We start from the raw sequence: 25,952 nt of genomic DNA on the forward strand, positions 1-25,952 counted from the left end.
TGCCTTGAGCGTGGTTAGTTGAACACCACGGTCTTGTTGCCGTGCACCAGCACACGGTCTTCCAGGTGATAGCGCAAGCCACGCGCCAGCACCATCTTCTCGACGTCACGGCCGAATCGCACCATGTCTTCGATGCTGTCACTGTGGCTGACCCGCACCACGTCCTGCTCGATGATCGGGCCGGCGTCGAGCTCTTCGGTTACATAGTGGCACGTCGCGCCGATCAGCTTCACACCGCGCAACGAGGCCTGGTGATAAGGCTTGGCACCGACGAACGAAGGCAGGAAGCTGTGGTGAATGTTGATCACCTGCTGGGCATATTCCTGGCACAGCTGCGGTGGCAGGATCTGCATGTAACGCGCCAGCACCACGACATCGGCACCGTGTTCCTTGACCAGGCGCGAAACCTCGGCAAATGCCGGTTGCTTGTCCTGCGGATCGACCGGTACATGGAAGAACGGAATGCCATGCCACTCGACCATGCTGCGCAGATCGTTGTGGTTGGAAATCACGCAAGGAATATCGCAGTCGAGTTCCTTGGCGTGCCAGCGGTGCAACAGGTCAGCCAGGCAGTGGGACTCACGGCTGGCCATGAGCACGACGCGTTTTTTCTGGTCGGTGTCGGTAATACGCCAGACCATGGAAAATTCTTCAGCAATCGGTGCGAACGCTTCGCGAAAAGCCTCAATGCCAAATGGCAAGGTTTCTGCGCGGATTTCGTGACGCATGAAGAACCAACCGCTCTGCTCATCGGAATGATGGCTCGCTTCGTTGATCCAGCCGTTATGGGACGCCAGGAAATTACTGACTTTGGCGACGATGCCAACGCGGTCGGGGCAAGCAATCACCAGCCGGTAGGTGCGCATGAAAGGGACTCCAGATACTTCGCAAAGGCGCTTATTCTAACGAGTGCCCGGAAAAACTGCAGTAGGCAATGCACACATCCTGTCACCTGGACCCGCAGCACCTGAGAACAGGACAACGCCACGCGACACACGGCGTGGCGCCGAATTAATGTGTTCTGCCAGTCTTAGTTTGTAAATTATTTTTAATAAAATTTATCGGTTCGATTTAACCACGCCCGCATTTATTGCCAAGTTTAATGTTTACTTGGCAGTAAGCTCTGACTATTATTGCCCCACTGTCTACCTGATTCCCCCCATTTCCAAGGATCACCCAATGTCCCTGATTAACGAATACCGCGCCACCGAAGAAGCCATCAAAGAACTGCAGGCTCGCCTGGCCAACCTGTCGAATGACGACAAGCTGAAGAAAGAGCTGGAGTTCGAAGGCAAACTGCGCAACCTGATGGGCGAATATCAGAAGTCGCTGCGCGATATCATTGCACTGCTCGACCCTGAAGCAAAATCGAGCAAAACCCCACGTGGTGCTGTTAAAACCACCGGCACCAAGCGCGCGCGCAAGGTCAAGCAATACAAGAACCCGCACAACGGTGAAGTCATCGAAACCAAAGGCGGCAACCACAAAACCCTGAAAGAGTGGAAAGCCAAGTGGGGTGGCGATGTGGTTGAAGGCTGGGCAACCCTGCTGGGTTAATTGCCAGTCACTGCAACGCGTTTGCACTGATGAAAAAACGCCAGCTTGCTGGCGTTTTTTTTCGACCCGGGTTTAGCGCCGCTTATAATCCCAACTGCAACTTCAAGGCCTGGACATGCGCTTGCCACTGCCCGAGCAATTCCCGCTGGGTGGCGTCGGCCTTGGCCCAGCAGTCCTGCAGCGCCTGCTCAAAATCACCAACGGTATTCGGCGCGCCCATGTGTGGATCGCTAAGACGCTGCTGACAGAACAGCTGCCAGCGCTGCAGCTCCTGCTCATTCAAGGTTTCGATGAAGTTACGGGCGCGATAGCGAAACAGCAATTCAGGTAAACGTTCATCGTCAAACATCCAGTGTCCCTGTCCCAATTGCCGGGGCTCGACACTGCGTACTTGCTCGCACAGGCGCCGGTCGCGATCACCGATAAAGCCGTCATACAATTGCTGCTCCGGATCGTCACAAGGGGCAAACTCTTCCTCGCTGTAGAGGGTTTGCAACTTATCCTGCCAACTCGCCTGAGCGGCTATCAGGCTTGATGCCCGCGCTTGCAACAAGGACATATCCAGCCCCAGGCGTTGCTGATCCTGCACACGCAATACATTGAGCGGAGCAACCACCGGGCAACGATTGATATGCAGCAACTTCAAGGGAACCGGTAATTGCCCTTCAGGCATGTCTTCGCGCCGTGTGTATAAACGCTGGCGTAACGACTCGCCCTCCTCTTGCAGCAAAGGTTGGGGATCCATGCCCAAGTCACAGACAATCAAGGCATTACGATTACGCGGGTGCCAGGCAAGTGGCAGGACCACACCCAGATAGTTGCGCGCCGCCGAGAAGCGTCCGGAAATATGTACCAGGGGCTGCAGCAAACGGATTTGATCCAGCACTTTGTGTTTATTACGTAATTGAAACAACCAGTCATACAGCTTCGGTTGTTTCTCTCGAATCAATCGTGCAAGCGCAATAGTGGCCCGCACATCACTGAGTGCCTCATGAGCCTGGCCGTGGTCGATACCATTGGCCGCCGTCAGCAGTTCCAGGCGCAAGCTGACACGCCCCTCCTGCTGCGGCCAGACAATGCCATCCGGGCGCAGCGCATAAGCGGCGCGCACTACATCGATCAGGTCCCAGCGACTGTTGCCGCCTTGCCACTCGCGGGCGTACGGATCGAAGAAATTGCGATACAGGCTGTAGCGGGTGACTTCATCGTCAAAGCGCAGGCTGTTATAGCCCGCACCACAGGTGCCCGGACGGGCCAGCTCGGCGTGTACACGGGTCATGAATTCGGCTTCGAGCAGGCCCTTGCTGGCCAACTGCGCCGGGGTGATGCCGGTGACCAGGCAAGCCGCCGGGTGCGGCAGGATGTCATCACTGGGTTGGCAGTAGAAATTGATCGGCTCCTCGATCTCGTTGAGCTCGAGATCGGTGCGCACGCCCGCTACCTGCAAGGGCCGGTCATTGCGTGGATTGATACCGGTGGTTTCGTAGTCGTGCCAGAAAATGCTGGTGCTCACGGGGTCGTCCTGAACATAAGATCGACCAGAGTCTAGGGCTACTCGTCCACTACCACCAGCCTCAGACCGAGGCTTCCAGCGGATGAAAGCTGAAATAGTTGCGCAGGGCGCGCACCAGTTGCGCGTATTCCTGTGGTGCCTGCAACAGCATGAACCCGGAGTCGTAGTGCCCCGGCGTCTGATCTTCATGGCACCACAGGCAACTGGCGGTCAGGTTGATCAGATGCATACCGCCACTGCGGCCGACGATTTTCAATTGCAACTCGAAATCCGGGCCGACCAGCATCGGCAGCTGGCTGATCAGCATCAGGCCGTCTTCGGACACATTACCCAGGTAGCCGATCGGCTGATCGGTATGGCGGTTGAAGACTTTGAGGAAGTAAGGGAGCTGATGACGCTCGATGCGGCGCTCGTCAAACATGATCGCAATCGCTGTCGGAGACCCTTGAGCAGGGCCGCGCTAGTGCTGCTGAATTACGTATGTCTCAGCAACAAGATTAGCGCAGCCTGACCCTCGCGTCACAATCAGACCCGAATACTTTAGTATTAACGCCAAGGCGTGGTGGTGGCCGGGCGGGCAATGGCCGTCCCGCCGCTGCGGTAGTGACCCAGTTGCTCCAGGGTCTGCAGGCGGGCGCGGGCGCGGTAGGCGTATTCGTTCTGCGGGTAGCGCTCAATCAGGTACTGATAGGTCTGCGCGGCATCGACGTAGAGCTTTTGACGTTCCAGACACTGACCGCGCAGAATCGATACTTCAGGATGGATGAATGGCCGCGCGCGGCTGGTCCGGTCGACCTGCGACAGCTCGAGCATGACCTTCTCGCAGTCGCCGCGGTCATAGGCGCGGTAGGCATTGTTCAGATGATGGTCCATCGACCAACGGGTGCAGCCGACGACACTGGTCGCCAGGGCTAGAACGATCAAGGCTCGCATGGGGAATCTCCTGTATTGCGCAGCTTATCGGCATTGTCGGGGAAATCTGTAGACAGGGCCTCTCCCCGTTCAAACGCCACCCGCCCAACGGGCTAGGTAGTGCAAAGGAACAATGACTACAGCGAAATTCCAGAGTAGCCTTTCGCTGCGCTTCACTATAGGAGTCTGTGCATGACCATCCGCCGTACCAAAATCGTCGCCACCCTTGGCCCCGCCAGCAACTCGCCGGAAGTTATCGAACAACTGATTCTTGCCGGCCTGGATGTCGCTCGCCTGAACTTCTCCCACGGCACGCCCGATGAGCATAAAGCCCGCGCGCGCCTGATCCGTGAGATCGCGGCAAAGCTGGGTCGCCATGTAGCGCTGCTCGGCGACCTGCAAGGTCCGAAGATTCGTATCGCCAAATTCGCCAACAAGCGCATCGAACTGAAAGTCGGTGACCGCTTCACCTTCTCCACCGCCCACCCGCTGACCGAAGGCACCCAGGACATCGTCGGTATCGACTACCCGGACCTGGTCAAGGATTGCGGCGTCGGTGACGAGCTGCTGCTCGATGACGGCCGCGTGGTAATGCGCGTCGAAACCGCCACCAGCGATTCGCTGCACTGCTCGGTACTGATCGGCGGCCCGCTGTCCGACCACAAGGGCATCAACCGCAAAGGCGGCGGCCTGACCGCCCCGGCCTTGACCGAAAAAGACAAGGCTGACATCAAGCTGGCTGCCGAGATGGACCTGGACTACCTGGCCGTGTCGTTCCCGCGTGATGCCAGCGACATGGAGTACGCCCGTCGCCTGCGTGACGAAGCCGGCGGCAGCGCCTGGCTGGTGGCCAAGATCGAACGCGCCGAAGCCGTGGCCGACGACGAGACCCTCGACGGTCTGATCGCCGCTTCCGACGCAGTGATGGTTGCCCGTGGTGACCTGGGTGTGGAAATCGGCGATGCCGAGCTGATCGCGATCCAGAAAAAGATCATCCAGCACGCCCGTCGCAACAACAAGGCCGTGATCGTCGCTACCCAGATGATGGAGTCGATGATCCAGAACCCGATGCCGACCCGTGCCGAAGTGTCCGACGTGGCCAACGCCGTGCTCGACAACACCGACGCGGTCATGCTCTCGGCCGAGAGCGCCGCCGGTGCTTACCCGATCGAAGCGGTCCAGGCCATGGCGCGCATCTGCCTGGGTGCGGAAAAGCATCCGACCAGCCAGAAGTCCAGCCACCGTCTGCACACCACCTTCGAGCGCTGCGACGAAAGCATCGCCCTGGCGGCCATGTACACCGCCAACCACTTCCCGGGCGTCAAGGCGATCATCGCCCTCACCGAGAGTGGCTACACCCCGCTGATCATGTCGCGCCTGCGTTCCTCGGTGCCGATCTACGCCTTTTCGCCGCACCGCGCCACCCTGGCCCGCGCCGCGATGTTCCGCGGCGTGTACCCGGTGGCTTTCGATCCGGCAGCCCTGCCGGCGGAAAAAGTCAGCGAGGCGGCAGTCGACGAGCTGCTCAAACGCGAAGTGGTCGAACCAGGCGACTGGGCAATCCTGACCAAAGGCGACAGCTACCACACCATCGGTGGCACCAACGGCATGAAGATCCTGCATGTCGGTGATTCGCTGGTCTGATCCAGACCTGCAATGAAAAAACCGCAGCCTGTGCTGCGGTTTTTTTATGCGTGCCCGGTGAAGATATCGGCAAACAGCTGATTGCGCGGTAGTCCGGCCAGAAACAGCCGTCGGGAAAACTGCTCGACGCTGGCCGGCGAGCCGCAGGCCAGGGCAATCGTCTGGCGTGATTGCACACGCAGCGCGGCCAGTGCCTGGGGCAATGCCTGCGGGGTCAGCAGCTCGACCTGAAGGTGCGGATGACGCTCGGCAAGCGCGGTCAGTTCGCTGGCCAGATAGTGTTCCTGACTGTCATGGGCCAGGTGCAGCACACGAATCGGACCCTGGTGCTCCTGACGCAAGGCCTCACGCAGAATGCCCCATAAGGGCGCCAGCCCCGTGCCTGCCGCCAGCAACCACAACGGGCGCTCCTGCCAGTCGGCATCATAGTGCAACGCCCCGCCACGCAACTCGCCCAAACGCAGGGCATCGCCCAATTGCAGCTGGCGTGCCGCATCGCAGAAGGCGCCCGCCTGGCGACAGTCGAGGTGAAACTCGAGAAACCGCTCCTCGTCGGGCAAGCTGGCCAACGAATAAGGGCGTGCCACACCGCTGTTGCTCCACAACACCAGGTGCTGGCCTGCCCGATAACGCAGCCTGCGCTCGGCATGCAGGCGCAAGCGCAGCACCGTCGGGCTCAGCCAGTCGAGCCCGAGCACAGTTGCCCCGATACCGTCCTGCTGCGGGTCGAACAGGGCAACCTGCAAGTTCTCTTCGACCTGACACTGGCAGGACAATCGCCAGCCCAGCTGGCGCTGTTCCTCGCTCAGGGCGTCTGGTCGGGCATCCAGCGGTTGCCCGTGCAGACAGCGCACCAGACAGGCATGACAACTGCCGGCGCGGCAGCTGTACGGCACCGAAAAACCCGCGTCATTGAGCACATCAAGCAAATTGCTGCCCGGCGCCACCGTCCACTGCTGCTCACCTACCCGCAATTCAGGCATCAATGGTCTCCCAGGCCTTCAGGCAGTCAGTTTTGCACAAACCACCGCTACGCAAAAACAATGCCTGGCGCTTACCGACCTTCGTCAGACCACTGATACGTGTACCCAAGGCCGATGCACGCTATACTGCCGCGCCTTTTTGCGCCGCCAGCCTGACCGTCGGCGCGCCGTGAAAGGTCGTTTCGACACCTCGGCCTGTCCGCGTCGGAATACCTTATTGAATGTTCCCGTCTTTAAGAGGAGCGCGCTGCATGACCGTGATCAAGCAAGACGACCTGATTCAGAGCGTTGCCGACGCCCTGCAGTTCATTTCGTACTACCACCCCGTTGACTTCATCCAGGCCATGCACGAGGCCTATCTGCGTGAAGAGTCGCCCGCCGCGCGCGACTCCATCGCCCAGATCCTGATCAACTCGCGCATGTGCGCCACTGGCCACCGCCCGATCTGCCAGGACACCGGTATCGTTACCGTGTTCGTGCGCGTCGGTATGGATGTGCGCTGGGATGGCGCGACCATGAGCCTGGACGACATGATCAACGAAGGCGTGCGCCGCGCCTACAACCTGCCGGAAAACGTCCTGCGTGCCTCGATCCTGGCCGACCCGGCAGGCGCTCGTAAAAACACCAAGGACAACACCCCGGCGGTCATCCACTACTCCATCGTCCCGGGTAACACCGTGGAAGTGGACGTGGCAGCCAAAGGCGGCGGTTCCGAGAACAAGTCGAAGATGGCCATGCTCAACCCGTCCGACTCGATCGTTGACTGGGTGTTGAAGACCGTGCCGACCATGGGCGCTGGCTGGTGCCCGCCTGGCATGCTCGGCATCGGCATCGGCGGTACTGCCGAAAAAGCCGCAGTAATGGCCAAGGAAGTGTTGATGGAATCCATCGACATTCACGAACTCAAGGCCCGTGGCCCGCAGAACCGTATCGAAGAGATCCGTCTGGAGCTGTTCGAGAAGGTCAACCAGCTGGGCATCGGTGCTCAGGGTCTGGGCGGTCTGACCACCGTGCTCGACGTCAAGATCATGGACTACCCGACCCATGCCGCGTCCCTGCCGGTGTGCATGATCCCGAACTGCGCCGCCACCCGTCACGCGCACTTCGTGCTCGACGGTTCCGGCCCGGCCGACCTCGAAGCGCCGTCGCTCGACGCCTACCCGGAAATCGTCTGGGAAGCCGGCCCATCGGCCCGCCGTGTCGACCTCGACACCCTGACCCCGGAAGACGTGCAGAGCTGGAAGCCGGGTGAGACCATCCTGCTCAACGGCAAGATGCTCACCGGCCGCGACGCCGCGCACAAGCGCATGGTCGAAATGCTCAACCGTGGCGAAGAGCTGCCGGTCGATCTGAAAGGCCGCTTCATCTACTACGTCGGCCCGGTTGATCCGGTACGCGAAGAAGTGGTTGGCCCTGCCGGCCCGACCACCGCAACGCGGATGGACAAGTTCACCCGTCAGATCCTCGAGCAGACCGGTCTGCTGGGCATGATCGGTAAGTCCGAGCGCGGCCCGACCGCGATCGACGCGATCAAGGACAACAAGGCCGTGTACCTGATGGCTGTCGGCGGTGCCGCCTACCTGGTGGCCCAGGCGATCAAGAAGTCCAAGGTCCTGGCCTTTGCCGAACTGGGCATGGAAGCGATCTACGAGTTCGAAGTCAAGGACATGCCAGTCACCGTTGCGGTCGACAGCAATGGCGAGTCGGTGCACATCACCGGTCCTGCACTGTGGCAGAGCAAGATCGCTGAAAGTCTGGCGGTGGAGGTGAAGTGATCCACTCCCTGGCTTGATCGAGACGCCCGGCATTTGCCGGGCGTTTTTGTTTGTGCTGCGCGCCCCGCCAATGCCTGAAGGATCAGTCCAGCCACGGCAAAAACAGCTCAACGGACCATTCAATCTGCGAATCGCTTGCTTCAGCAAGGCGGCGTACCTAGTAATTTTGTCAGGTGTGCTTTTACTGTGTTGGGATTATCTTCGGGCCACTGATACTTCAGTTACCTAGAGGCCCGTAATGTGAACAGTCAGCAAACATCACCCCAGTCGTGGTTGTCCAACCTGCAAATTATCATCGGCTCCCCCATACCACTCTTACACGATAACGATAAACAACAATTCCCCATCGTACTTATCGCCGATCCCGCATCAGGGCAGGAAATAAGCCGTGAACAGCGTGATAGCCTGACACTTGTCGAGTTGACGCAGGATGGCTACAAGGCGCTTCCTACGGAACCCAATGCGCAAGGTTGGCGATACTCACTTGAACGAGACCCTCGCTTCGATTTACACCCTCACGGTCTGGATCCCGTAAGGGAAGATGCTGATTGGGCCAAACCCGATGGTCGGAAAGAAATTAAAACAGTTTATGTACACGCCGATGCACCTGCGAATCACGCCATAAGGTTAGTGGCGAAGATCACGAAGACCAATGGAGACAAAGATACCGAATATTATTCTGACCATGATGCATACCGCTCTTCGGTCATCGTGTTCGCCAGCGCCGCACCCGAGTGCCGATATCCCCAGGACTATAAATGGAAAAGAACCAAAACCGATGAACCTGATGTAAACGGAAGCTTCATAAATGAGTATTCACTTGAAGCAAATTTTCGAAAATTTGTGGCCGTCACACTCCCTGACCCAGCCTCAAAATTACTTGTGCATGAGTACTCTGGCCCAGCCAGTGGCAAGATCACCGCGCAGGTAGGCCTGCCCGATAGTTTCAAGAGCAGTGGCCTGAGACTACACCAGCCTGACATTACCGAGGGTATCGTGGTGCGCCTACAGAGCGACGGCCAACTGGCCGGTGGAGCAGCCCTCACTAATGACGAGACACCGTTTGCATTCACCGCATTGGATAATTATGGAAACGTGCATCAGATCAGCCTCCGTCTTGAACCTGATCAGCCCAACCTATTGTCCGTCACCGCCATTGCCGGCATCAATGATCATTCATTGGAAGCGTGGTTAAGTCGATTCACCATTGAAGCTGGCGCTGACGGCAATCAAGTGGACAACAACGGCGAACCGCACATAGCGATCAAGGTAATAGTCGAACCTGCGGCTGGCCAGCAAATCACCGATGAGCAGTTCGACAGCCTGGTGCTTTATGAAGTGAAACCAGACGGTGTCTATCGGCCGCTTCCTGCATCGCCGAAGGCCGAAGGCTGGCGATACTCTCATGCGATCGAAGTCGAGCCTGATGTCCAGTCTAAGTCTACTGGAGCAGCCAGGTGCAAGGAGTTCCACATTCACAGCAAAGCGCCTGCGGGTACCTTTATCGACTTGGTAGCGAGAATCAGCACAGACGAGATGACCCATCATTACTCGGATCATGCCGACTGGGGCACCAGACTGAGCGTGTACGCCAGATCCGCACCGGGGCAGTTGACGCCTGATGCCGAAACGCACCTGCAAGATTGGTTGAGTGAATTCTCGATTCACGTCACCTCTGCCAATGAGCAGCTCTACAACAATGACGAACAAAAAGCACTGATTGAGCTTTTCGTTGAAGCTAATAAAGGCGAGATAATCACCGAAGAACAACTGAACAGCTTGACGCTTGCCGAGTTGACCCCAGACGGTACCTATAGACCGCTCCTCGAAGACTCGACCGCAGCGTGGCGCTATTCTAAACCTGTAGAAAAATCAGACCTAAATAAGGCAAGCGCTTGCTGCACGGTGGCCTGTAAGAAGTTCTACGTTCATACCCAAGCTGCGGCTTACAGCAGCATCGACCTAGTGGGCAGGATCACTAAGAACAAAGACAACGTTTGTCACTCCGTGGGCAACACCTTTCATTCGATGGTTACCCTCACGGCCAAGCCTGAGCCGAAAGCCACCAAGACCACGGATACAGCGTTCACATCACTTGAATGGTTTCAAGTCAAAGGTATGGGCAGCGAGACTAACAATACCGTGTGCCCGGTCTATACCAATGGCCGACATCAAACCAGAGTGGTAGTGGTAGTAGGTGCTGTTGATGCGCGTAATCAGCCTGTGCAAATTTCCAAGGAGGAGTTAGCACGAAGAGTGGTGCTGATAGATTACGATACAGGTGTAGAGCTATCGACAAAAGGCTATGACATCTCGCCAACCAAGGGTAGATATGACGCCATTGTCGGAAGCTCAGGGCAAAAAAAATCTTCTACCCAGCAGAACTACTCCGCTGTTGAGTTCTGGGTAAGCACGCGAATCTTAAGCCAACAACAGATTGGTGCGAAAATCACTACCAAACAAGGATCGGTCACTGTTACGTTTGCCACACATCAAAAAAATCTTGCGCCTGGTGGGAAAACAGTAAACGGCCAATCCAACAGTTCGGCAACAATTTATGGAATAGCCTCACATTCACGTTTTCTTCCGGAAAGTTTCCTCTTGGTGGCGGAGCAGCATAACGTGACCCGCAACTTCAGCTATATAAATTACAGAATCAGTCTGCCGCAGGGTTACCAAATTTGTTACAGCGACCACCCTGACAATCCAAACGGCAGATTGCATGTCCGCCGCCGAAATGAAATGCCCAAAGGAGAGTGGACTCGATACCAAACCGCCTGGAGTTATGGAAAAACATGGCGTGACTACAACTCTGACTTTCATCCCGCGTGGGTCGGCCGCATACGCGCCAATCCAATTAAGGGCCAAGCCAATGCGTTTAGGTTTGCAGCCCATGTCGTTTATGGGGAACAAGGTGAATCAGTTCAGGTTACGTACCACGATACCTGTGGCGTCCTACACCCTGTTTGGGTGAGGCACCTGCGCCGAGCGATAGATTTGGACTTAAGCAGTACTGCCGGTCCCAATTGAAAGGCACACCAAGCACGCCCAATATTACGCCCTTACTCAAAGGCTAAAATTATTTAAGCACAAGAGGCAGTATGCCATGAGCAAAAACAACCCGCCGATCAGGGATTGGTTGACTGAGTTCAAAATAGAGCTTGGATCTGCCTCTAATTACCTTTATAACAACACTCGACAGCCAGTAAAAATCAACCTTACTGTCGAGGCGAAAGGCGATCTGACTTTTTTGGATGAGGAGGTGGAGAGTCTTGTAATTGTGTACATAAATAATAAGGGTGAGCACATTGAAATCCCCACTAATCCAGGTGAATTAAAATGGCATTGCACTGACTCAAAGGACCCGCTTTACGACTATTTCGAGGGTGCTGCTGAGGACAACAAAGAGAGTCTCGGCGCCGTACCTGCTGCGCTGAAGTCAATAACCAAGAGCTACTATATTTATACCGGCGATAACCATGGAGCAGTGCTCAAGCTGTACGCAAAAATAACAAAACATGAAAAAGATCCTGGCGAGACTGAACCGAAACCGAAATATACATATACCAGCGATAATACACCTTTTTCGTCGTCTGTTATTTTGGAAGCCAAGAGGCCACCAGCCTTCAATTTTCCTGATCACTATCAGTTCAACCTAGCCCACAGCGATAGTGGCGTGCCGGAAGACTTGTTTGTTCATGAGCACTCGGTATCTCTCAAGCGATTCAGATTTGTCAAGTCAGCTTTTGAGGATAATGATAAAAAAGGTATGATCCGCTGGGACCGAAAGGAGATTGGCCAAACATGGGCTACCCATGTGGGAATCGCCGGCGTAGGTGAACGAAAAGTACAATATCAAGGCTTTACGCTTGGAGACTCATTTACAGCAAGAGAGAACGTAACTTCCAGCACCCAAGATAAAGTGGTAATCCTTCTGCAAGGCGCAAATAATATCGAATATTATTATGATGGTAACCCGCCATCCGGGCGCGAAGGCCCGTGCACAATTCGCGCTTATGACAGCCAAGGCAACAAGCACACATTGAGTTTTAGATTCGAAGACGGGCAAAGGGTAAATGTGCTACTTGACGTTACCGTCAATGCAGCAGACTGAAGTCTAGTTTGCATGTCAAATGCGTTCGAGGAAAATGTTTCACTAGCGTATTGGCTGTAACGCTTGCGAGCGCTTATTACACTCATAGGGCGGTGAAGAAACATGTCTGAATCCATCGAAGCCATTAAATATTCTCCGCCCACTGCAGCTACTGCTGGAGGTATTTACTCGCAGGCAAATAACTTCCTCAGCGTTGTTCAGTCCGCCGTGGATCCTCGGACTGGGCAGTTCAACCTTGCAATCAGCTTGCCGTCCCTGCTGGCTAACAACCTCTCGGGCCCGTCACTGGCCGTCACCTGGGGCTTTAGTTCACTAAGCTCCCAGCGAGACCAAGGATACGGCTTGGGTTGGTCGATATTGCTTTCGATGTTGGTGAATGACGGCAACGTTCCTTCATTGCGCCTGACCTCAGGTGAGCAGTTCGCTATCGATGCTGAAAAATCGAATTGGGGGGTAGGCGGTGAATTGGTGTTCAGCGACCAAAAGCTCAAGGTATTAAAGGTTACGGTTCTAAGTGGGGAACGTTTCAGGGTGGAACATAAGTCCGGGGAAGTCGAGATCCTAAAGAGAGCGGGAAAAACAGGCCGCTACCTACTAGACGAACTGCGCTCCCCTGAAGGTCGCCGACTTACACTGGACTGGTTATCGACTCAAGACTCCGACATGCTACGCGAGATAAAGGATGAAACCCGCACCCTGATGAGAGTTGAAGTGGCCCAACATGAATTCGTGGTCTATCTCACACTTGACGATTTAAAAGAAACGTCGGTTCGCTTCAGTTTGTTTAATGATGTACTGGAGTCTGTCTATCTGCAAGGTATCGACAAGCCGTTCAGATTTTCGTATGAGTCACTGCCTGTCGGGCATGAGCAGCAGCTGATTTTCCCCATATCGATAACTGGGCCGCTGGGCGCAGAGGATACAATCGACTGGTCGCAATTTGGTCACGAACTTAGCGAGGGGGCGCCTTACCAATGGCTGCCGCGAGTCACAGGCTGGAGCCATCGGTCTGGCGGAGCAGATTCAACGCTTTATCGAACTTATGAATGGTTGGGTAATTCTAACTTCCTTGGATTCGGTAGCTCCGTTGGTTTCATTTGGGAAGATGGACGGGACAACCTATACCAAGTCAACAAGGACTATGAATATTCCGTCACTGAAATGCAGCAAGACCGCACAGGTCGGGTGCTGAGCACTATCACCCGAACCTGGAACAGGTTTCACCTACAGACACTCGAAACGACCGTTGCGGGTGATTGTGAGGTGAAAGTCGAAACCACATACGGCATCGACCCGGAAGAAAGCTGGGATAATCAGAAACCCTCGTGTCAGTTACCCCACGATGTCAAAACCACCTGGATCAATGGTAAAACCAAGGCTGAGCGAAGCCAGCAGGTGACATACGAATACGACGACTACGGCAACATTTTGCACACCCGCTACCCGACCGGCGTTGAGGAACGCAGTGAGTACTACCCGGTTGCAGGCGAGCCCGGTAAATGCCCGCGCGACGCTTCGGGGATGGTGCGGCGCCTGAAAAAGAAAACCGTGACCCCTTCCAGCCTGGAAAAAATCAACCAGTTAGTAGCCGACCAGGCAGACCACGGGAAGGATGCGCAACTGAAGGCGATCATCGAGCAACGCGGAGTGCACGGTGGCGCACCAACGCTCTCGACGAACTATGTCTATGTGGACCTGCCCTCGCTGATCGCAGGTGAACCTCCATTTTCCCTGGTCACCGTGGAAGAGTTGTGGGATGACACCAACCTTCTGGAAAAAACCTCCCAGGACTATGAACTCGACGCGAAAAGTCCACACTACGGCAGGCAAACCACAGCAAGCACTACTGTGGGTGGAAAAACCACTGTCACGCAATTCGACTATGAGTTTCTTGCTGCGCGGCTGCGCACAAGCGTAACCATCAAAGGCTTTGAAGCTAACGAACTGAACAGCTCGTGTACCCAGGATGAACGCTCACTGATCACCGGCCTCACTGTACTGGAACTGAGCCCCGCCGGCGTCAAGACCCAGTATGAATACGATGAGCTTGGTCGCGTCGTCCACACCAAGATTGCCCCAGACACCGACTTCAAAGCCGAGCGCACTTGTAATTACCACCTGCAGGACAGCTTCGTCGAGGACAACGCCCCGACGATCATTGGCGCCGATCCGAGCAAGCCTAGCGTCGGCCTGGAGGAACGGGACGCTACCAAACAGCGCAAGAGATCCTGGCTAGATGGCCGCGGTCGGGTCGTTCTGGTACAGATGGAAGACATCGACAACCCGCCAGAAAACCCTGCCGATCCAGCGAAATTCTTTGATGTGGCAGCCAGCGTCTACGATGCGTTGGGGCGGGAGAAGGAAAAAACCACCTGGGACTGGTGCGCGGGCCAGACCGAGCCGCTGCTGAAGCTGACCATTACCACCGATTACGACGACTGGGGCAGCGTCAAGAAACAGGTAGGCCCGACCGGTGTGATCAGCCATAGCCTCCACGACCCGATTGCGTTGCGCACTGAACAGTGGCAAGAAAGCCCAACAGGCAAACTCAGCAGCAAACAAGTCACTTTCAGCAACGTGGCAGGCAGCCCTCTGCGAGAAGAACTCTACGACGACAACGGGCGACTGGTCCGAACTACCCACTACACGCGGGATGGGCTCGACCGGGTTATCGAACAATGTGTCGAACCCACTGTGGGTGCGCAAATCAAAACAGTCTTCGAGTACGACGCCTACTCGCGCATCATTCGACGAACAATGCCCGACGGCACTGCAGTGGTCTGGAAGTATCTGGCACACAGCGATGGCGATCATCCTGAATCGATAACGGTCGAGCCGGCATCGGCTGGCGGGAAGGAGTTGTCGTGAATAGTTCAAGCTTGGCAAAACTTGCATATTTGCTGGGCAGCCAGACCTTTGACGGCCTCGGCCGTCAACTCAGCGTCGACGTTGGCGGACGGACTACGACCTTCGAGTACCAGCCCGGCCAAATGCCACCTAGCGCCAATACGCTCCCTGATGGCAAGCGCATCGACTTCACCTATGTGCCTGAACTGGACCATCAGGTAGAGAGGATCCACCCCGTCGGTGAGGCGGCCAACAGCTTCACCTACGACAAAGTTCTGGGCCTGATCGCATCCGTCAGTGGCCCGCTCGGCATGCAGAAATTGACCTACACCACCTCAGGCAAGCCCTTGAGCGACACCTGGACTGTCGACGGCAAGGACCACGCCACCACCTGGCGCCACTCCCTCGGCGGCCTACTGCTCGGCTTCGTCGATGCCAACGGCACTGACCACCAGCGCCACCACGACGCGTTGGGTCGACTGGTAAAAGTGGTAACGGGCAACGTCACCGCCGCGTTTACCTACGACGACTTCTCCCGCCCCGAGGTGCTCACCACCACCGACAGCAGCAACCGCCTGACCCTGACCCTGACCTACGACAGCCTTGGCCGCGAGCACACCCGCACCTTCGCCGCGACCGTCGGCAGTGCCACCCGGACCAGCGTACAGACCCTCACCTACACCGACCTCGATCAGCTCGAATCGCGTCATTGGCAGGACGCTACCCGCCAGGGCAAGGAAACCTTCGCCTATGACCTGCGCGGACGACTCACAACCTACACCGCCGAGCCAGGCGTGGCGCCCGAAGACCCGTTCGGCAACCGCATCATCAAACAGGTCTTCACCCTCAACCTCCTCGATGGCTACGACGAGGTGGTCAGTACCTTTGCCGACGACAGCGAAGACACCGCGCAATACACTTACAGCAACGCCAAGGATCCGACCCAGGTCAGCGCCATCAGCCACACCCATCCTACCTGGCCAAAACGCATCGAGCTGACCTACGACGCCTGCGGTCGGGTCATCGCAGACAGTCTTGGCCGCCGCATGACCTGGGACGCCCAGGACCGCCTGATCCGCGTCGACTACCTGGGCAAGGTCTGCCGTTACGCTTACGACCCCAGCGGCAACCTCAGCGACCGTGTGCTCGACGGCGACCTCAGCCGCAGCTTTTTCAGCGGTGGCCAACCGACCCATGAACAGACCGCTAACCAGGTGTTCGAGCGCATTGGCGACGGCGGTACCCTGTTCGCCTTGAACAGGATCACCAACGGCGTGCGCCAGCGCACCACCCTGCTCGGCAGCGACGCCCAGGGCAGCGTGCGTATCGAAGCCGACAGCAAGGTGCGTAGCCGCCATTACTCGGCGCATGGCGTCGAGCCCGAAGCTGAGGCCAACAGCCCCTATGGCTACACCGGCGAACGCCGCGAACCACTCAGCGGCTGGTACATTCCCGCCGGCTACCGGCCCTATGACCCGTTGCTGATGATCTTCCTCAGCCCCGACAGCGAAAGCCCGTTCGGCCGCGGCGGCCTCAACCCCTATGCCTACTGCGGGGGCGACCCGGTCAACCGCGTCGATCCAGACGGGCATGCTTGGTGGACTTGGGTGCTAGCCGGCGTCGGTACGGCCCTCGGCATTGCCGCTGTCGTCGCCAGCTTCGGTGCCGCTGCCCCGGCCTTTGCGGCGATTGCCGTTGGCAATTTCGCTGCCCTTACCGCCAGCGGCGTCATCGCCATGGGCGTCACCACCCTGGGTGCCATTTCCGCGGCCAGTGGCGCGGCCGGGGCTTTGATGGAAGCCACCGGCAAGGATGAAAAGGCTGCCAGCGCCCTAGGCTGGATTTCCTTAGGAACAGGATTGGCAGGCAGTGCACTGGAGATGGCGCCGATGGCGGTGGCGAAGCTAGCGGGGAAACTGAACAAGGTTCCCGGGCGAGGGATGTCGAAACTCAGCAAACCTGCCAAAGGCCCCCGCGGGCCTGATACAACATTCGAGAATTCCTGGGTCGCAGAGCACGTACGATTTCACGACGATTTCCTAGGCCAGAACATCGCGGCATTTGAAACCCATGGATTAAGATCGGGTAAACTAATGAGCACCAAAGGAACATATAAAAGTGCAGAAAAAGTTGCCGCGGAAAGTATCAAACCATGGCTGGACGACATAAATTACCCGCAAGACAAAGGCATCATTTTGTTGGCCTGCAGGGGAGGTACTTCGGGTGCCGCTAAACGCGTCTCCCAAGTAGTGAAACGCACAGTTCAAGGGTATGACAACTCGATATATCTTGCTAAACGGCCGTACAATACAAAACTTTCGGTATCACCCTACTATAACTCAAACACGCTACCAACCGAGCGGCTCCCTCTTTGGGACAGACTACTCGGCGCAAAAAGTCCGTTTTTTGATAAATCGAATAGGCGATATGCCACCAGCCGATTGTACTTTCACTAGCGCTTGACCGCCCCCACCTATTCTGCACCATGCCATAGATAATGGAGCTAGAAATTGAACCTGCGCATGGCTAACCAAACCCTCCACCCCTCGGCCGCCAGCCCAGTGTCGAGGGCGGCGGGCGGTAATCACTACCGGTTAGTCACGCCGATCAAGCAGATTGACCACCAGCCGATCCAGCCAGCCCCACAAACGCTGCTGCAGCCGCTTCCACAACGGCCGCGCATGCCAATGGGCCAGGTCGATGCACAGGCTCTGGGCGAAATCGCGCTCGAAGCTCGCAGCCACCGCCGCCGTCAGCGGCGGATCGAGCGCCTCAACGTTGGCTTCAAGGTTGAAGCGCAGGTTCCAGTGGTCGAAATTGCACGAACCGATGCTCACCCAGTCGTCGACCAGCACCATCTTCAGGTGCAAAAAGCACGGCTGATACTCGAAAATTTTCACTCCTGCACGCATCAGCCTCGGGTAATAGCGATGCCCGGCATAGCGCACCGAAGGATGATCGGTACGCGGGCCGGTCAGCAGCAGGCGCACATCAACACCGTTGGCAGCAGCCCGGCGCAGGGAGCGGCGGACTTTCCAGGTCGGTAAAAAGTACGGTGTGGCCAGCCAGATCCGCCGTTGCCCGCTGTTCAACGCGCGCACCAGCGATTGCAGGATATCCCGGTGCTGGCGGGCATCGGCATAGGCCACCCGGCCCATGCCCTCGCCGCTATCGGGTACATGAGGCAGGCGCGGCAGGCCAAAATGCGTCGGTGGCCGCCAGGCCGTACGCCGCAGGTTGGCGCGCCACTGACGATCGAAAAGCATCTGCCAGTCGGCCACCAGCGGCCCCTGCATCTGCACCATCACCTCGTGCCATTCGCTGATTGCCTCGTCAGGCACCCAGAACTGGTCGGTAACGCCGGTACCGCCGACCACCGCCCAGCTCTGGTCGACCACCAGCAATTTGCGGTGGTCACGGTACAGGTTGCGAAAACCCCGGCGCCAGCGCAGGCGGTTGTACCAGCGCAGTTCGATGCCAGCGGCGATCAGGCGCTGGCGCAGATTCAGGGTGAACGCCAGCGAACCGTAGTCATCGAACAGGCAGCGCACCTGCACACCGCGCCCGGCGGCCTGCACCAGCGCCTGGACCATGGCTTCGGCGCAGGCGCCGGCCTCCACCAGGTACAGCTCCAGGTCGACCTGCTGTTCGGCCCGCACAATGGCGGTGAGCATGCGCGGAAAAAATTCGGGGCCGTCGATCAATAACTCGAACCGGTTGCCATCTCGCCAGGGAAAGACCGGTCCGGCCATATCAACGCGCCGTGAAGATCAATACCGCAGACACCGGCACCGACGGGCTGATGGACTTGAGCCCGGCCAGCTTGCGCAAAGTCTCCAGGCCCGGCAGTAGATCAAAGTCTTCGGCCCGCAACATCAATGGCTCCAGGGTCACCACCTGGAAGCGTCGCTCGTCCAGACGCGTGGCCAACAGCAAGGCGCTGTAGCTATGTTCCTTGCCACGCAGCTCAACCGTCACGGGCAAGCGCAATTCGACCTGTGCACCGTTAGCCAGATCATTGATCGGCCGCAGATCGATCTGGGCACGAACCTTGGCCTCCGGATAGCCGGCAAAATCAAACAGCTCCTTGCGCATGCGCTCATCGCGCAGCGGCACGCTGCTGTTGTTCGAATCCATCTCGATCATCAGCTCGGCCGCGCCCTTGCGATCGACCTTGCCGTGTAGCACCAGGAAACGATGGACTTCGGCGGTATCGCCATTTTTGCTGGAGATGAACGACAGTCGTGACGACTCGCCATCAAGGTGCCAGTTGGCCTGGGCGGAAAAGCTCAGCAGCACGAGCAAGGCCAGGAGAAGACGGGGCAGAGAGAACATGAGAAATCCTGTAACACAGAAGCCGTCAACCTTACCCGGCTGCCTTCACGGCAGCAAGCCGCAGCCCTCACGTGCACCCTGCCAGCGCGCACGACGCTCAACGCCCAGCCCCACGGCGGTGACCTGGCGGGATTGGGCATTTTCCTCAAGCCGGCTCAGTGGCAGGTACTGGCGTACATAGGCCTGGCAGTAAGGCGCGTCGAAGCCCATGACAAAACGGCAGGAACAATACTCCTTGGCCGAATAAGCGCTGAGAATCCCGGTAAAGTCCGCCAGGGCCTGGCGCTCGTACCAGCTCCAGGCGCCCGCCAGCAACAGCAGCCCCAGCAGCAAGCGCATCATGGGCGCCCTCCGGCCTGCGCCGCCAGTATCCGCTTGAGCAGTTCGTTATGCTGGAAGCGGCCATCACGATCATCGGCGTAGCGCACCACTACCAGTTGTTCATCAGGCAGCATATACAAGGCCTGGCCCCAATGCCCCAAGGCCGCAAAGGTGTCGGCCGGCGCATCAGGCCAGGGCCGCGCTGCGCCGGGCAACGGCTGGTTGAGCCACCAATGCCCGCCGGGATTGGCCTCACCAGGTTGCGCGGCAGCCTTGGCAAACAGGCTGCGGTTGAACGCCACCCAGTCCCTGGGCAGCAGTTGCCGAGCCTGCCAGCGACCGTCGCGCAGCATCAGCAAGCCGATGCGCGCCAGGTCGCGGGCGCTCATGTAGAGATAGGAGGAGCCGACCAGCGTACCGCTGGCATCCCGCTCCCAGACCGCCGAGGTGATGCCCAACGGCGTGAACAGCGCATCCCAGGGATACTGCCGGTACCGCTCAGGCCCGACCATCGCTCGCAAGGCTGCCGCCAGGACATTGCTGTCGCCACTGGAATAGAGAAAGCGCTGGCCCGGCTCAGCCGCTGCCGGCCGGGCAGCGGTGTATGCGGCCATATCGGCGCGGCCCCGGGTGTAGAGCATGGCCACCACCGAGGAATGCAGCGGCGCGTATTCGTAGTCTTCCTGCCAGTCCAGGCCGCTGGCCCAGTGCAGCAGGTCTTGCAGACGAACCTGGGGATGGGCCTGCATGGGCGGGTAATAGCGCGCGACCGGGTCATTGAGGGCAAAGCGCGCCTCACCATGAGCTACCCCCAAAAGCGCAGCCAGCACGCTCTTGCTGATGGACCAGGCCAGGTGTGGCGTCTGTGCGGTCGTCGGAGCAGCGTAGTGCTCGTAAACAATATGCCCTGCCTTGATCACCACCAGAGCGTCGGTGCGCACACCTTCACGGCTGCTGTCGTCACGCGGAGCAAAGGCGTAGGCCTGCACCTGGCGCCAGGCCGGGTTGTTGGTATCAGCTGCGCGCGGCCAGTCTGGATCTGGCCAGGTCTCCTGACCAAGCGCCGGGACACTGGTGAAAACCAGGCTGAGCAACACCCCCAGCAGCACTTTGTTCATCCGCCGTCTCACAAGACCAAGTCTGCCCAGACTAGCTCTATTTCATGACAATCCGGCGCTGGCCCAGGCCTTGGCCAGGCGCTTGGCCCTGGCGGCGCTGGCGATCTCCAGCAGTCCCTGGTCACGCTGCCACAGCGTCGCCCACTCGCCGGAACTGTTGCTCAAAGCCTGGTTGATTTCGTCCTTGAGCGCGCTGAACTGGGCAAACAGGCCGCCGAGCAGCAAATGACACGCCGTGGAGTCGGCACATTGCCGACTGCCTTCGGCGCAGCCACCGAGCAATCCGATCAGGCGCAACTGTAAGCCCTGCGGCCAGGCGTTGTCCTGGCCGACGCCATACAACCAGGCACACAGGGCGCTGAGCACATAAAGGTCTTCAAGGGTGCGGAACGGTTTGACGTAGGCATCCCAGCCATCGCCGGCCAAACGCTCGCACAGTGCCTGGTCCAGGTGCAGGCGGGCATGAGTGACTTCCGGCATCAGCGGCAAGGCCGGTAATGGCTCCAGGCGCACGCCGGGTTCACCGGGATAGACCACCGCCAGACTCACTTGCGGCGCCTCACCCGCAGGCTCGCTGCGCGCCGCCACCAACAGCCAGTCGGCATCCAGCCCGGCGGTGACGAAATCCTTGCTGCCGGTCAGGCGCAGGTCATCCAGGCGCACCTGCATGTCGGCCGGGCGCACGCTGCGCCGCTCACTGGCGCACAAGGCACCAATACTGGCCGGGGCACTCGGCCAGAGCATGCGCAAGGCCGCCTGGTAGCCAAGCAGAAACGCCAACCCCGGGGTCGGCATGGCGCGCCCGCCGAGTACCGCCAGCTCGAACGGGCTGACCGGGCCCAGACACGCCAGCAGGCTGCTGTAGGTCTCGCCCAGATCATCTGAGAGGGGATGCCGCTGTGGGTCGTTGAGTCGTTGCAGCCAGACCATCGCCGTGCTCCTTGAGGGCTGTCATACAAGCATCACCAAAGATTCATGGGGGTGACACCGCGTCTACCTAGGCTGAGCTTGCACAACAAAGTCGACCGGCCGCAACCCCATGGCTGGCTTATGGAGACTCGTAATGACTCGGATCGCTCGCTCTAGCGACAACAGCACTGAACGCCGTCTGCAAGCCGAACGCCTGGTCGGGCCAAGCGCCCTGCAGGAAGCACAGGCCCTTCGTTTCAGCGTCTTCAGCGGTGAATTCAAGGCCAAGCTCAAGGGTGCCGAGCTGGGCCTGGACATGGATGACTACGACATTCACTGCCGTCACATCGGCGTGCGCGACCTCAATAGCGGTCGCCTGGTCGCCACCACTCGCCTGCTCGACCACCAGGCCGCCAGCAGCCTGGGGCGTTTCTACAGTGAAGAAGAGTTCAGCCTGCATGGCCTTGGCCACCTGCAGGGGCCGATCCTCGAACTGGGGCGCACCTGTGTCGACCCGGCCTACCGCAATGGCGGCACCATCGCCGTGCTCTGGGCGGAACTGGCCGAAGTGCTCAATGAAGGGCGCTACAGCTACCTGATGGGTTGCGCCAGCATTCCCATGCAGGACGGCGGCGTCCAGGCCCATGCGATCATGCAACGTCTGCGCGAACGCTACCTGTGCACCGAACACCTGCGTGCCGAACCGAAAAAGCCGCTGCCGAGCCTGGCCCTGCCCGGCAATGTCATCGCCGAAATGCCGCCGCTGCTCAAGGCCTACATGCGCCTGGGCGCGAAGATCTGCGGCGAGCCGTGCTGGGATGAAGACTTCCAGGTCGCCGACGTATTCATCCTGCTCAAGCGCGACGAACTCTGCCCGCGCTACGCCCGCCACTTCAAGGCGGCGGTCTGATGCGGGGCCTGCGCGTCTTCGCACGCGTCCTGCGGGTAGTGCTGGTGGTGCTGTTCGGCCTGGGTATGGCGGCATTGTTCAGCCTGTATGAACGCCTGCATATTCCAGCCTCGGCCGAACGCCGTCAGCGCTGGTCGCAACTGTTCATGCGCCAGTTGAGCAACGCCCTGCCCTTCAAGGTCCGGGTGCTTGGCCAGGTGCCGCACCAGCCGATGCTGTGGGTCAGCAACCATGTGTCCTGGACCGACATTCCGCTGCTGGGCATGCTCACCCCGCTGTCGTTCCTGTCCAAGGCCGAAGTGCGCAGCTGGCCGGTGGCCGGCTGGCTGGCGCTCAAGGCCGGCACGCTGTTCATCCGCCGTGGCGGCAACGACAGTCAGTTACTGCGCAAACAGATCAGCCAGCACCTGCAACAGGCCGGCGCGTTGTTGATCTTTCCGGAAGGTACCACCACCGATGGCCGCAGCCTGCGCACTTTCCACGGCCGCCTGCTGGCCAGCGCCATCGATACCCAGGTGCCGCTGCAACCGGTGGCCGTGCGTTACCTGCGCGATGGCCAGGCCGATGCAATCGCGCCGTTCATCGGTGACGACGACCTGCTCTCGCACTTGATGCGGCTGTTTGCCAATGACTGTGGCGAAGTGGAAATCAAGCTGTTGCAGCCGATCCCAAGTGCTGGCGAAGAACGCGCTGCCCTGGCGTTCAAGGCCCAGCAAGCCATTCAGGTGGCGCTGTTTGGCGCCGAGCAGCCGCTTGCTCAACCACAACGCCGGGCCAAAGCCGCCTAAACCCGAGCCAGGGCCTTGCCGGCGAAGGCCTGCAGCTCGGGATAAAAGCTGCGAAAGTCATCCATCAACGGCGCATACAGCGCATCGACCAGCTCGAGGGCGCCGTCCATCCCTTCGGGGCGTGACAAGCGCCTGGCGATGCCGCGGAACACCTGCTCCAGCACCGCAAAATCACGGTACGAACCCAGCCAGTCATCTGCCGCCATAGACGGCGCGATCTGCGCCAGCCGGCCAGGCAGGTCCGCCTGCGCCGCCAGCACCTGATAGACCCGGCCGGTGAACTGCTCCAGAGGTTGTTCGGCATAGTCCTGCCAATGGGCCGCCAGGCAATGGTCGAAGAACACATCGAGGATGATCCCGGCATAGCGCCGCCGCTCCCGCGGGAAGCGCCCGAGAGACTGCAACACCAGCGGATGGCTGTCGGTGAATACATCGATCTGCCGGTGCAGGCGGATCGCCGCTTCCAGCGGCAAGGGAAAACGCCCGGCCAACGGCCCTTTGACGAAATCCCCATAGAGGCTGCCGAGCAGTTGCTCGGGTTGTTGGCCGCCCAGGTGAAGGTGTGCGAGGTAGTTCATCCATGCAGTCTAGCACTGGCTCTGCCCATATCGTTATAACCCGATATAGCGATTTACGCGGGTCCAAGAACATCTTCATATTTGTATATCGCGAAATACCGATTTATATTTCGCTCCATCGCGATATACCGCTACACAACCATGAGCCCAACCATGCCTCTCGATCTCGACGAAATAATAAAAGCCCTGGCCCACCCAGTACGGCGAGAAATCCTCAACTGGCTGAAAGACCCGGACGTGCAATTCCCTGACCAGCACCACAGCACCGAGCACGGTGTCTGCGCCGGGCAGATCGACCAACGCTGCGGCTTGTCGCAGTCCACGGTCTCGGCCCACCTGGCTACCTTGCAACGCGCGGGGCTGATCAGCAGCCAGAAGATCGGACAGTGGCATTTTTTCAAACGCAATGAGGAAACCATCCAGGCCTTCCTCAAGCAGATGAGCCAAGAGCTCTGACAAGGACCTTGCAATGCCCCTTTCGCTAATCATCCTGGCGCTCAGCGCCTTCGCCATCGGCACCACCGAGTTCGTCATCATGGGCCTGCTGCCCGATGTCGCGGCGGACCTCGGGGTGTCGATTCCCGGTGCCGGCTGGCTGGTCACCGGTTACGCCCTGGGCGTGGCCATCGGTGCGCCATTCATGGCCCTGGCCACCTCAAAGCTGCCGCGCAAAGCCGCCCTGATCGCGCTGATGGGCGTGTTCATCGTCGGCAACCTGCTGTGTGCGGTGGCCAGCGACTACAACCTGCTGATGTTCGCCCGGGTGGTCACCGCCCTCTGTCACGGCGCCTTCTTCGGCATCGGCTCGGTGGTTGCCGCCAGCCTGGTACCGGCCAATCGCCGTGCCTCGGCGGTGGCCCTGATGTTCACCGGCCTGACCCTGGCCAACGTGCTCGGTGTACCGCTGGGCACTGCGCTGGGTCAGGAGTACGGCTGGCGTTCGACCTTCTGGGCAGTGACGGTGATCGGTGTCATCGCCCTGATCGGCCTGATCCGTTTCCTGCCGTTTCGCCATGACGAGGAAAAACTCGACATGCGCGCCGAACTGGCGGCGCTCAAGGGCGCTGGAATCTGGCTGTCGCTGTCGATGACCGTGCTGTTCTCGGCCTCGATGTTTGCCCTGTTCACCTACGTCGCACCGCTGCTCGGCGATGTCACCGGTGTTTCGCCGCGGGGCGTGACCTGGACCCTGCTGTTGATCGGCGTCGGCCTGACCCTGGGCAACATCGTTGGCGGCAAGCTGGCCGACAAGCGCCTGGGCGCCACCCTGGTGGGTGTGTTCGCCAGCATGGCGGTGGTCTCCACCGTACTGAGCTGGACCAGCGCTGCCCTGATCCCCGCCGAGATCACCCTGTTCCTCTGGGCCACGGCCGCCTTCGCCGCGGTACCGGCCCTGCAAGTCAACGTGGTGACCTTCGGCAAGGCCGCTCCGAACCTGGTGTCGACCCTGAACATCGGCGCTTTCAACCTGGGTAACGCCCTCGGCGCCTGGGTCGGCGGCACGGTCATCGCGCAAGGACTGGGCCTGACCCGCGTTCCGCTGGCCGCCGCCGCACTGGCCGTGCTGGCCCTGATCGTCACCCTGATTACCTTCAGCCAGCGCGGCAACAACGCCGAACTGGCACCTGCCACTCACTGATCAGCCTTG

The 25,952-nt window shown here is 59.0% G+C and carries 22 protein-coding genes; 11 read left to right on the forward strand and 11 right to left on the reverse strand.

Annotated features, from left to right (window positions below):
• Positions 1-14: 14 nt before the first annotated feature.
• Positions 15-866 carry a formyltetrahydrofolate deformylase gene (purU, locus tag AC07OF_RS06820; protein WP_157191284.1) on the reverse strand — a complete coding sequence of 284 codons (852 nt, stop codon included), beginning with the start codon at positions 864-866 and terminating at the stop codon, positions 15-17.
• Positions 867-1,179: 313 nt separating this feature from the next.
• Here purU and mvaT point away from each other — a divergent pair, with 313 nt between their 5' ends.
• Complete coding sequence (gene mvaT / locus AC07OF_RS06825) at positions 1,180-1,557, forward strand: histone-like nucleoid-structuring protein MvaT (protein ID WP_157191283.1); 378 nt, start codon at positions 1,180-1,182, stop codon at positions 1,555-1,557.
• An 82-nt stretch (positions 1,558-1,639) separates the two neighbouring features.
• Here the strand turns inward: mvaT and sbcB are convergent, their stop codons facing one another.
• From sbcB to AC07OF_RS06840, 3 genes are all read right to left on the reverse strand, one after another.
• Positions 1,640-3,070, reverse strand: a complete 1,431-nt coding sequence (sbcB, locus tag AC07OF_RS06830) for an exodeoxyribonuclease I (RefSeq protein WP_157191282.1) — start codon at positions 3,068-3,070, stop codon at positions 1,640-1,642.
• 61 nt (positions 3,071-3,131) lie between these two features.
• Positions 3,132-3,491: a PilZ domain-containing protein gene (locus AC07OF_RS06835; RefSeq protein ID WP_157191281.1), complete on the reverse strand. Its 360-nt coding sequence runs from the start codon at positions 3,489-3,491 to the stop codon at positions 3,132-3,134.
• Positions 3,492-3,616: 125 nt separating this feature from the next.
• A complete protein-coding gene (locus tag AC07OF_RS06840; protein ID WP_495072689.1) occupies positions 3,617-4,003 on the reverse strand; it encodes a tetratricopeptide repeat protein in 387 nt (128 codons plus the stop codon).
• 171 nt (positions 4,004-4,174) lie between these two features.
• Between AC07OF_RS06840 and pyk the strand changes: the two genes are divergently transcribed.
• A complete protein-coding gene (gene pyk / locus AC07OF_RS06845; RefSeq protein WP_038607373.1) occupies positions 4,175-5,626 on the forward strand; it encodes a pyruvate kinase in 1,452 nt (483 codons plus the stop codon).
• Positions 5,627-5,670: 44 nt separating this feature from the next.
• Here the strand turns inward: pyk and AC07OF_RS06850 are convergent, their stop codons facing one another.
• Complete coding sequence (locus tag AC07OF_RS06850) at positions 5,671-6,609, reverse strand: iron-sulfur-binding ferredoxin reductase (RefSeq protein WP_476446577.1); 939 nt, start codon at positions 6,607-6,609, stop codon at positions 5,671-5,673.
• Between the two features lie 251 nt (positions 6,610-6,860).
• Between AC07OF_RS06850 and AC07OF_RS06855 the strand changes: the two genes are divergently transcribed.
• The 5 genes from AC07OF_RS06855 to AC07OF_RS06875 all read left to right on the forward strand — a co-directional run bounded on the left by AC07OF_RS06855 (position 6,861) and on the right by AC07OF_RS06875 (position 17,801).
• Positions 6,861-8,384 carry a fumarate hydratase gene (locus AC07OF_RS06855; protein WP_107026360.1) on the forward strand — a complete coding sequence of 508 codons (1,524 nt, stop codon included), beginning with the start codon at positions 6,861-6,863 and terminating at the stop codon, positions 8,382-8,384.
• Positions 8,385-8,624: 240 nt separating this feature from the next.
• Positions 8,625-11,414, forward strand: coding sequence for a hypothetical protein (locus tag AC07OF_RS06860; protein WP_495072690.1), 2,790 nt, complete (start codon positions 8,625-8,627; stop codon positions 11,412-11,414).
• A gap of 76 nt (positions 11,415-11,490) precedes the next feature.
• Positions 11,491-12,498, forward strand: a complete 1,008-nt coding sequence (locus tag AC07OF_RS06865) for a hypothetical protein (RefSeq protein ID WP_495072691.1) — start codon at positions 11,491-11,493, stop codon at positions 12,496-12,498.
• Positions 12,499-12,600: 102 nt separating this feature from the next.
• The gene (locus tag AC07OF_RS06870) at positions 12,601-15,366 is read left to right on the forward strand and encodes an RHS repeat domain-containing protein (protein ID WP_157191276.1); all 2,766 of its coding nucleotides are present in this window, start codon (positions 12,601-12,603) and stop codon (positions 15,364-15,366) included.
• Positions 15,367-15,395: 29 nt separating this feature from the next.
• Positions 15,396-17,801 carry an RHS repeat domain-containing protein gene (locus tag AC07OF_RS06875; RefSeq protein ID WP_157191275.1) on the forward strand — a complete coding sequence of 802 codons (2,406 nt, stop codon included), beginning with the start codon at positions 15,396-15,398 and terminating at the stop codon, positions 17,799-17,801.
• A gap of 138 nt (positions 17,802-17,939) precedes the next feature.
• Here AC07OF_RS06875 and AC07OF_RS06880 read toward each other — a convergent pair whose 3' ends face one another.
• The 5 genes from AC07OF_RS06880 to AC07OF_RS06900 are packed head-to-tail and all read right to left on the reverse strand — an operon-like array spanning position 17,940 to position 22,049.
• Entirely contained in the window at positions 17,940-19,097 is a 1,158-nt protein-coding gene (locus AC07OF_RS06880; RefSeq protein WP_157191274.1) for a phospholipase D-like domain-containing protein, read from the reverse strand.
• Between the two features lies 1 nt (position 19,098).
• On the reverse strand, positions 19,099-19,680 hold the full coding sequence (locus AC07OF_RS06885) for a YceI family protein (protein ID WP_038607365.1): 582 nt from the start codon (positions 19,678-19,680) through the stop codon (positions 19,099-19,101).
• Positions 19,681-19,725: 45 nt separating this feature from the next.
• Positions 19,726-20,022, reverse strand: a complete 297-nt coding sequence (locus AC07OF_RS06890) for an amidase (RefSeq protein WP_157191273.1) — start codon at positions 20,020-20,022, stop codon at positions 19,726-19,728.
• Positions 20,019-21,119 (reverse strand): serine hydrolase domain-containing protein, encoded by a 1,101-nt coding sequence (locus AC07OF_RS06895; protein ID WP_157191272.1) that lies wholly within the window; start codon positions 21,117-21,119, stop codon positions 20,019-20,021. The genes AC07OF_RS06890 and AC07OF_RS06895 overlap by 4 nt, the downstream gene beginning before the upstream one ends.
• Positions 21,120-21,161: 42 nt before the next feature.
• Positions 21,162-22,049 carry an acyl-CoA dehydrogenase middle domain-containing protein gene (locus AC07OF_RS06900; protein ID WP_157191271.1) on the reverse strand — a complete coding sequence of 296 codons (888 nt, stop codon included), beginning with the start codon at positions 22,047-22,049 and terminating at the stop codon, positions 21,162-21,164.
• 133 nt (positions 22,050-22,182) lie between these two features.
• Here AC07OF_RS06900 and olsB point away from each other — a divergent pair, with 133 nt between their 5' ends.
• Together olsB and AC07OF_RS06910 are read left to right on the forward strand one after the other, a co-directional pair.
• Entirely contained in the window at positions 22,183-22,938 is a 756-nt protein-coding gene (gene olsB, locus AC07OF_RS06905) for an L-ornithine N(alpha)-acyltransferase (protein ID WP_038607354.1), read from the forward strand.
• Positions 22,938-23,726, forward strand: a complete 789-nt coding sequence (locus AC07OF_RS06910) for a lysophospholipid acyltransferase family protein (protein ID WP_476446573.1) — start codon at positions 22,938-22,940, stop codon at positions 23,724-23,726. Before olsB ends, AC07OF_RS06910 begins: the two co-directional genes overlap by 1 nt.
• On the opposite strand, the gene AC07OF_RS06915 is transcribed toward AC07OF_RS06910, so the two are convergent.
• Positions 23,723-24,304 carry an acyl carrier protein phosphodiesterase gene (locus tag AC07OF_RS06915; protein ID WP_157191269.1) on the reverse strand — a complete coding sequence of 194 codons (582 nt, stop codon included), beginning with the start codon at positions 24,302-24,304 and terminating at the stop codon, positions 23,723-23,725. The two genes, AC07OF_RS06910 and AC07OF_RS06915, sit on opposite strands and share 4 nt — an antisense overlap.
• Positions 24,305-24,457: 153 nt before the next feature.
• Between AC07OF_RS06915 and AC07OF_RS06920 the strand changes: the two genes are divergently transcribed.
• Entirely contained in the window at positions 24,458-24,760 is a 303-nt protein-coding gene (locus AC07OF_RS06920; protein ID WP_038607345.1) for an ArsR/SmtB family transcription factor, read from the forward strand.
• Positions 24,761-24,773: 13 nt separating this feature from the next.
• Positions 24,774-25,943 (forward strand): MFS transporter, encoded by a 1,170-nt coding sequence (locus AC07OF_RS06925; RefSeq protein WP_157191268.1) that lies wholly within the window; start codon positions 24,774-24,776, stop codon positions 25,941-25,943.
• The last annotated feature ends 9 nt before the right edge of the window (positions 25,944-25,952 follow it).

It is taken from the genome of Pseudomonas sp. GW821-FHT10B02, from assembly GCF_059415665.1.